This is a genomic window from Streptomyces sp. 13-12-16 (assembly GCF_002114215.1).
Lineage (GTDB): Bacteria > Actinomycetota > Actinomycetes > Streptomycetales > Streptomycetaceae > Streptomyces.
In genome coordinates this window covers 1-6,039 of sequence record NZ_NCTE01000671.1, presented here as the reverse complement: position 1 = coordinate 6,039, position 6,039 = coordinate 1, and the positions used below count along the sequence as shown (strand labels likewise).

Annotated in this window: 5 protein-coding genes; 3 read left to right on the top strand and 2 right to left on the bottom strand. The window is 70.2% G+C overall.

What is annotated here, in order from left to right; genetic code table 11:
- Window positions 1-191: 191 nt before the first annotated feature.
- From rplM to glmM, 3 genes are all read left to right on the top strand, one after another.
- Complete coding sequence (gene rplM, locus B7767_RS25645) at window positions 192-635, top strand: 50S ribosomal protein L13 (RefSeq protein WP_019526965.1); 444 nt, start codon at window positions 192-194, stop codon at window positions 633-635.
- A gap of 42 nt (window positions 636-677) precedes the next feature.
- Window positions 678-1,190: a 30S ribosomal protein S9 gene (rpsI, locus tag B7767_RS25640; RefSeq protein ID WP_004927169.1), complete on the top strand. Its 513-nt coding sequence runs from the start codon at window positions 678-680 to the stop codon at window positions 1,188-1,190.
- 308 nt (window positions 1,191-1,498) lie between these two features.
- The gene (gene glmM, locus B7767_RS25635) at window positions 1,499-2,857 is read left to right on the top strand and encodes a phosphoglucosamine mutase (RefSeq protein ID WP_085574262.1); all 1,359 of its coding nucleotides are present in this window, start codon (window positions 1,499-1,501) and stop codon (window positions 2,855-2,857) included.
- Window positions 2,858-3,038: 181 nt separating this feature from the next.
- Here the strand turns inward: glmM and B7767_RS25630 are convergent, their stop codons facing one another.
- Both B7767_RS25630 and B7767_RS25625 read right to left on the bottom strand, forming a co-directional pair.
- Window positions 3,039-4,343, bottom strand: a complete 1,305-nt coding sequence (locus B7767_RS25630; RefSeq protein WP_085574261.1) for a hypothetical protein — start codon at window positions 4,341-4,343, stop codon at window positions 3,039-3,041.
- A gap of 26 nt (window positions 4,344-4,369) precedes the next feature.
- On the bottom strand, window positions 4,370-6,039 hold a 1,670-nt coding region (locus B7767_RS25625), incomplete at its 5' end, for a polymorphic toxin-type HINT domain-containing protein (RefSeq protein ID WP_256923569.1).

Sequence of the window (6,039 nt, the reverse complement as noted above, 5' to 3'; positions counted from 1 at the left end):
TGGGTATTCTGCGTGTTCGTTGTGTGTAGTGGCTTGCTCATTCTCACGTGAGGGGCCCTTACACCGGTCCACCGGACCGATGACCAGCGACCAGCGCCCGGTTTGCGTCACCGTGGTGCGGTCAAGGCTGTCGTGATCGTCTTCGGTGACCTTGTCAGGACCATTCACTGAAGAAGCGAAGGCTACGAACCGTGCGTACGTACAGCCCCAAGCCCGGCGATGTGACGCGCCAGTGGCACGTCATCGACGCTCAGGACGTCGTCCTGGGTCGTCTGGCCTCCACTGCGGCCTCCATCCTGCGCGGCAAGCACAAGCCGATCTACGCGCCCCACGTCGACACCGGTGACTTCGTCATCATCATCAACGCCGACAAGGTGCACCTCTCGGGCAACAAGCGGACCCAGAAGATGGCGTACCGCCACTCGGGCTACCCGGGTGGTCTGCGCTCCGTCCGCTACGACGAGCTGCTCGCGAAGAACCCCGAGAAGGCCATCGAGAAGGCCGTCAAGGGCATGCTCCCCAAGAACACCCTGGGCCGTCAGATGCTCTCGAAGCTGAAGGTCTACTCGGGCGACCAGCACCCGCACGCTGCCCAGCAGCCGGTGCCGTTCGAGATCACCCAGGTCGCGCAGTAAGTCCGGCCACCCCCTAAGACTGAACAGAATCTGAGGAGAATCGTGGCCGAGACCACTGCCGAGCAGCCGCTCGAAGAGCTTGACATCGACAGCTACACCACCGAGTCCGAGGTGCCCGTCGAGGGCGAGTACACCTCGGAGTCCATGGCCTCCCGCTTCGGTGAGCCCCAGCCGGCCGCCGGCCTGGGCCGCCGCAAGAACGCCATCGCCCGCGTCCGGATCGTCCCGGGCACCGGCAAGTGGAAGATCAACGGTCGCACCCTCGAGGACTACTTCCCGAACAAGGTGCACCAGCAGGAAGTCAACGAGCCCTTCAAGGTGCTCGAGCTCGAGGGCCGCTACGACGTCATCGCCCGCATCGCGGGTGGCGGTGTCTCCGGTCAGGCCGGTGCGCTCCGTCTCGGTGTCGCCCGTGCGCTGAACGAGGCGGACGTCGACAACAACCGCGGCCCGCTGAAGAAGGCCGGCTTCCTCAAGCGCGACGACCGTGCGGTCGAGCGCAAGAAGGCCGGTCTCAAGAAGGCCCGTAAGGCCCCGCAGTACAGCAAGCGCTAAATCACAGGCGCTCGCGCGTACTCCGAACGCCCCGGCGGCACGCCACAGTGCTGTCGGGGCGTTCGTTTATTCATCGCTGTGGGCGTATAACGGCACAAGGCGCTCAAAGGCTAATGTGATCGGATGGTCGGGCATGTCGCTGCGGCGGATGTCCGGAGGCGCGGGATGCGGAGCCGCACGCGCATCACGACCGTCGAACACAGCACAAGCTCCGTCAGCGGTACGACCGGCGACCGCGCGGACGGGCCCAGCGCCCCGGCACGGCCTCGGCGACGGCTTTCGATACTGACGCTTCCTCAGGAGGACAAGTGGGACGACTCTTCGGCACGGACGGCGTGCGCGGTGTCGCCAACGCGGACCTGACGGCGGAGATGGCGCTCGGCCTGTCCGTCGCCGCCGCGCACGTACTGGCCGAGGCGGGCACGTTCGAAGGACACCGGCCCACCGCCGTGGTCGGACGTGACCCACGCGCGTCCGGAGAGTTCCTGGAGGCCGCCGTCGTCGCGGGCCTCGCCAGCGCGGGCGTGGACGTCCTGCGGGTCGGCGTGCTGCCGACACCGGCCGTGGCGCACCTCACCGGCGCGCTCGGCGCCGACCTCGGCGTCATGCTCTCCGCCAGCCACAACGCCATGCCGGACAACGGCATCAAGTTCTTCGCCCGCGGCGGCCACAAGCTCGCCGACGAGCTGGAGGACCGCATCGAGTCCGTGTACGAGGAGCACCGCACCGGCGCCCCCTGGGACCGCCCGACCGGCGCCGGCGTCGGCCGCGTACGGGACTACGAGGAGGGGCTCGAACGTTACGTCGCCCACCTCGTCGGCGTCCTCCCGAACCGGCTGGACGGTCTGAGGATCGTCCTCGACGAGGCGCACGGCGCCGCCGCGAAGGTCTCGCCGGAGGCGTTCACCCGGGCCGGGGCCGAGGTCGTCACCATCGGCGCCGACCCGGACGGGCTCAACATCAACGACGGCTGCGGCTCGACCCACCTCGACCTGCTGAAGGCCGCGGTCGTCGAGCACGGGGCCGCGCTGGGCATCGCCCACGACGGCGACGCCGACCGGTGCCTGGCCGTGGACCACACCGGTGAGGAGGTCGACGGCGACCAGATCCTCGCCGTGCTCGCGCTGGCGATGCGGGAGCGTTCCGCACTGCGCTCCGACACCGTCGTCGCGACCGTGATGTCCAACCTCGGCTTCAAGCTCGCCATGGAGCGCGAGGGCATCCGGTTCGTGCAGACCGCGGTCGGCGACCGGTACGTCCTGGAGGAGATGAAGGAGAAGGGCTACGCCCTCGGCGGCGAGCAGTCCGGCCACGTCATCGTCCTCGACCACGCGACGACCGGCGACGGCACGCTCACCGGCCTGCTGCTCGCGGCACGGGTCGCCGGCACCGGCCGTACCCTGCGGGACCTGGCCTCGGTGATGGAGCGCCTCCCGCAGGTCCTCGTCAACGTCCCGGACGTCGACAAGTCCCGCGTGAAGACCTCCGCGGAACTCGCCACGGCCGTCACCGAGGCCGAGCGCGAACTGGGCGGGACGGGCCGCGTACTCCTCCGCCCCTCCGGCACGGAACCGCTGGTCCGCGTCATGGTCGAGGCGGCGGACATCGACCAGGCCCGCTCGGTCGCGAGCCGCCTGGCGGACGCGGTGAAGTCGGCGCTGGGGTAGCCGCCGCGGGCTCCGTACGGCGAAGGCCCGTGCCCCTGTCGACAGGGGCACGGGCCTTCGCCGAGTGGTGCGTCGTATGCGCGTCGGAGGCCGGACGGCGGCGCTCGGCCCGGACCCCGGCCTTCGACCACGGGGCGAACAGCCGTCGAGCGGCGGCTCCCGACGGGTTCGGACGGCGGCTTCAAGCCGTCCACTCGACGAGTGTGTCGAACTCGTCGACATGGTGCTCCCCGTACCCGAACCGCTCGCCGATCGCCCGGTACCTCCCGTACTGCCCCGGCGTGACCGGTACGGACAGCGGCCGCAGCACCCGGAGGAACAGACGGAAGCCGAGGTCGGGGTCGACCCGGCTGACCACCTGCTCCAGGGCGGCCGTGACCTTCCCCGCCGGGACCGGCTGCCAGTGGGGGCTGATGGCCTTGTCCGCCACCGTGAGCGCCGTCTCCCGGACTTCCGGCAGCACCAGGTCCGCCCCGTCCGTCCGGGCGGGCGGAACCACGGGGGTGTACGCGGGGGCGGCTCCTCCCAGCCGTTCCTCGCACACGTCCGCGACCAGCCGTAGCCAGTCGCGTCCGTCGACGCGCAGTGCCCCGTCCGAGACGGCGACCCACAGGGTGGTGATCGTCTCGTCGGACAGCGGGGAGTGCAGCAGACGCAGCGCGTCCTCCAGCAGGAGGGCCGCCGTCGTACCCGGGGACTGACCGGGCTCGTCCCCGTCCACCACCCGGTGGATCTCCTCGCGGGCGACTCCGGCGTGCCAGTCCTGATGGGCGTTCCCGGCGAGCAGGGAAAGACCGAAGTCCCATGAAGTGTCACGGCGGGTGGTGTCGATGGGCGGCCAGTCGACGTCGAGACCTTCGCGGACGACCGCGACCGGGTGGCCGAGCCGCTCGCCGAGCCCACGGAACCTGTCGTACCGCTCCTTCGGGACGCGTACGGAGCACGCTTTCAGGGCCCGCAGGAAGAGCCGGAAGCCGACATCGACGTCGGCCAGCGCGACCACCTGCTCCAGCCCCGGAACGAGATCCGGTGAGGCGCAGGCGCCGGCCAGGTCCGCGGCCACCCCCCGGATCTCCGTCACCACCTCACGGCACAGGTCCGCGTCCCGGACCGGCCGGACCGGAGGGGGGACGTAGGAGCGTCTGTTCTGCCGGAGACGGTTCACGGACAGATCCGAGAGGGACCGCAGCCATGCGCGGGTGTCCAGGCCATGGTCGGCCGGATCGAAGATCCGGCCGACCGCGGCCAGCCACACCGTGCGGAGGACCTCGTCCGGCAACGGGCCGTCCAGCAGACGTCGGGCGTCCTCCCCCAGTTCCACGGCCTCCTCGCCGTCGGACCCGTCCGCCGACCGGGCCGCGACCGCGAGCGCGGTCGCGAGGTCGACGGCGGGCCGGTCCGGGGAGCACAGGTGCTCCGCCAGGGCGGTGAGTCCGAAGTCACCGGAGTAACCCAGCTCGACGTACGTCGGACGGTGCTGCGACATGAATCGTGTCCTCCGCGGGGGGTGTCCTACTTCGGGTAGGCCGTCTTGACGACGAACCCGTACCGGCCCTGGCCGTTGTGGCCCTTGACCTTCATCAGGATGACCGTGACCTCGTTACCGGCATCCTCGATCGTCCTCCCGTCCGGGTGGTACCGCTTGCCCAGGGAGGGATAGGCATCCCACTTCCCCGTGATCGGCCGGTACTGCTCACCGTCCCTGGCCTTCGCCGCCCAGTCCTGGAACTTCTTCCACTTGTCCTCGTCGAAGACCTTCTGGCCGCTCGCGGTCCGCTTGCTGAAGAAGTCGCCCACCACGCGGTCCACGGCCTGCTGGGCGATGTCCTGACTCGTCCAGACCGTGTTGGGCGTGCCTGTCTCCCGGGCGATCCGGAAGGCCTCGGCCGCATTCGGCCGCACGTGCTTCTCCAGCGTGTGGATCTCGTAATCCTGCAGGGCCCTGAGGTCCTCGTCCCCCAGGTTCAGGCAGTTGTGGACCATCACGTCCGCCGCCCGGCGCCCCTCGGTGCGCACGTAGAACGTGTGCAGGTCGTCGACGGTGAGGTCGTACACCCGACGCGGTGCGAGCCCCGGCCGGTCGTGCACGTCGGTCACGGCGCGGAGCGTTCCGTCCGGGCTGAGCAGCCGGTCACCCGGGCGCAGATCGGCGGCGAGGACCCAGCCGCGTTCGCTGGTGCGGATCTTGTGTCCGGCCGTGGTGTCCAGGCTGCTGCCGCCGGCCAGGCCGATGGTCACCAGCCGTTCGGTGTCGTGCCGGAACGTGTCGGTGACGGGCTCGGCCCGAAGCAGTCCGGTGCCGGGGGCGGCGGCCATGACCAGGTCGCCCTCCCGCACGTCGCGGATGGCCTTGCGGGTCCCGTCGGCCATCAGCACCGGGGTGTCACCGGGGAAACTGTTGACCCTGCACGTCGTGATGACGTCCTCGTAGGCGTTCACACCGGCCTCGATCCTGGCCAGTGACGCCGGGTCCAGGTCCAGGACCTTCAGGGCCTTGTACGCGTCGGCGACCCCTATGCCGGTTCGCAGCGCGGCGTCCAGGGCGACGAGCGCATCGGCGATCTTGGCGAACGCCTTGCCCGGGATGAAGTTGCTCGCGGCCCAGGCGCAGCCGCTGACGCTGCCGTGCCAGCAGTCGACGAAGTCCTGGACCAGGGCCGCCTTCAGGATCTGGTAGACGAGGGTCTGCTTGATCAGGTCGAGCTTGCTGAAGTACCGGGTGACGTCCTTCTTCAGCCCGGTGAAGCGCTCGGTCTTGAGCAGTACGGTGTCCGCCGCCGGGCAGCCGGAGGCCGTCGCCGGCACGTCGGGTTCGGTGCAGAGGAAGAAGTCGACCGTGGCGTCGAACGTGACCGCGAACGTGACCGTGCAGCCCTCGAACCCGATCTCGATGACGCAGTCGTTCTTCTGCTGGGCGTCGGTGACCGTGACACTGTCCTCGTCGACGACGAAGAAGGTGCCCCCGAGCCCGGTGCCGGCGCCCGACGAGACCTGCTGGTTGGCTTCCTTCCGTTCGGCGGACTCCGCCGCCTCCTGGGCCTCCTCCGCGTACTTCAGGGCGTCCTTCGCGGCCTCCTCCGCCTCGGTGGCGGCGGCGTCCGCGCGGTCGGCCGCCGACCGGGCGTCCCTGGCGGCCTCCTCGGCCTCCGAGGCGGCCTCGCGGGCGGCCGCCGCGTCGAGCG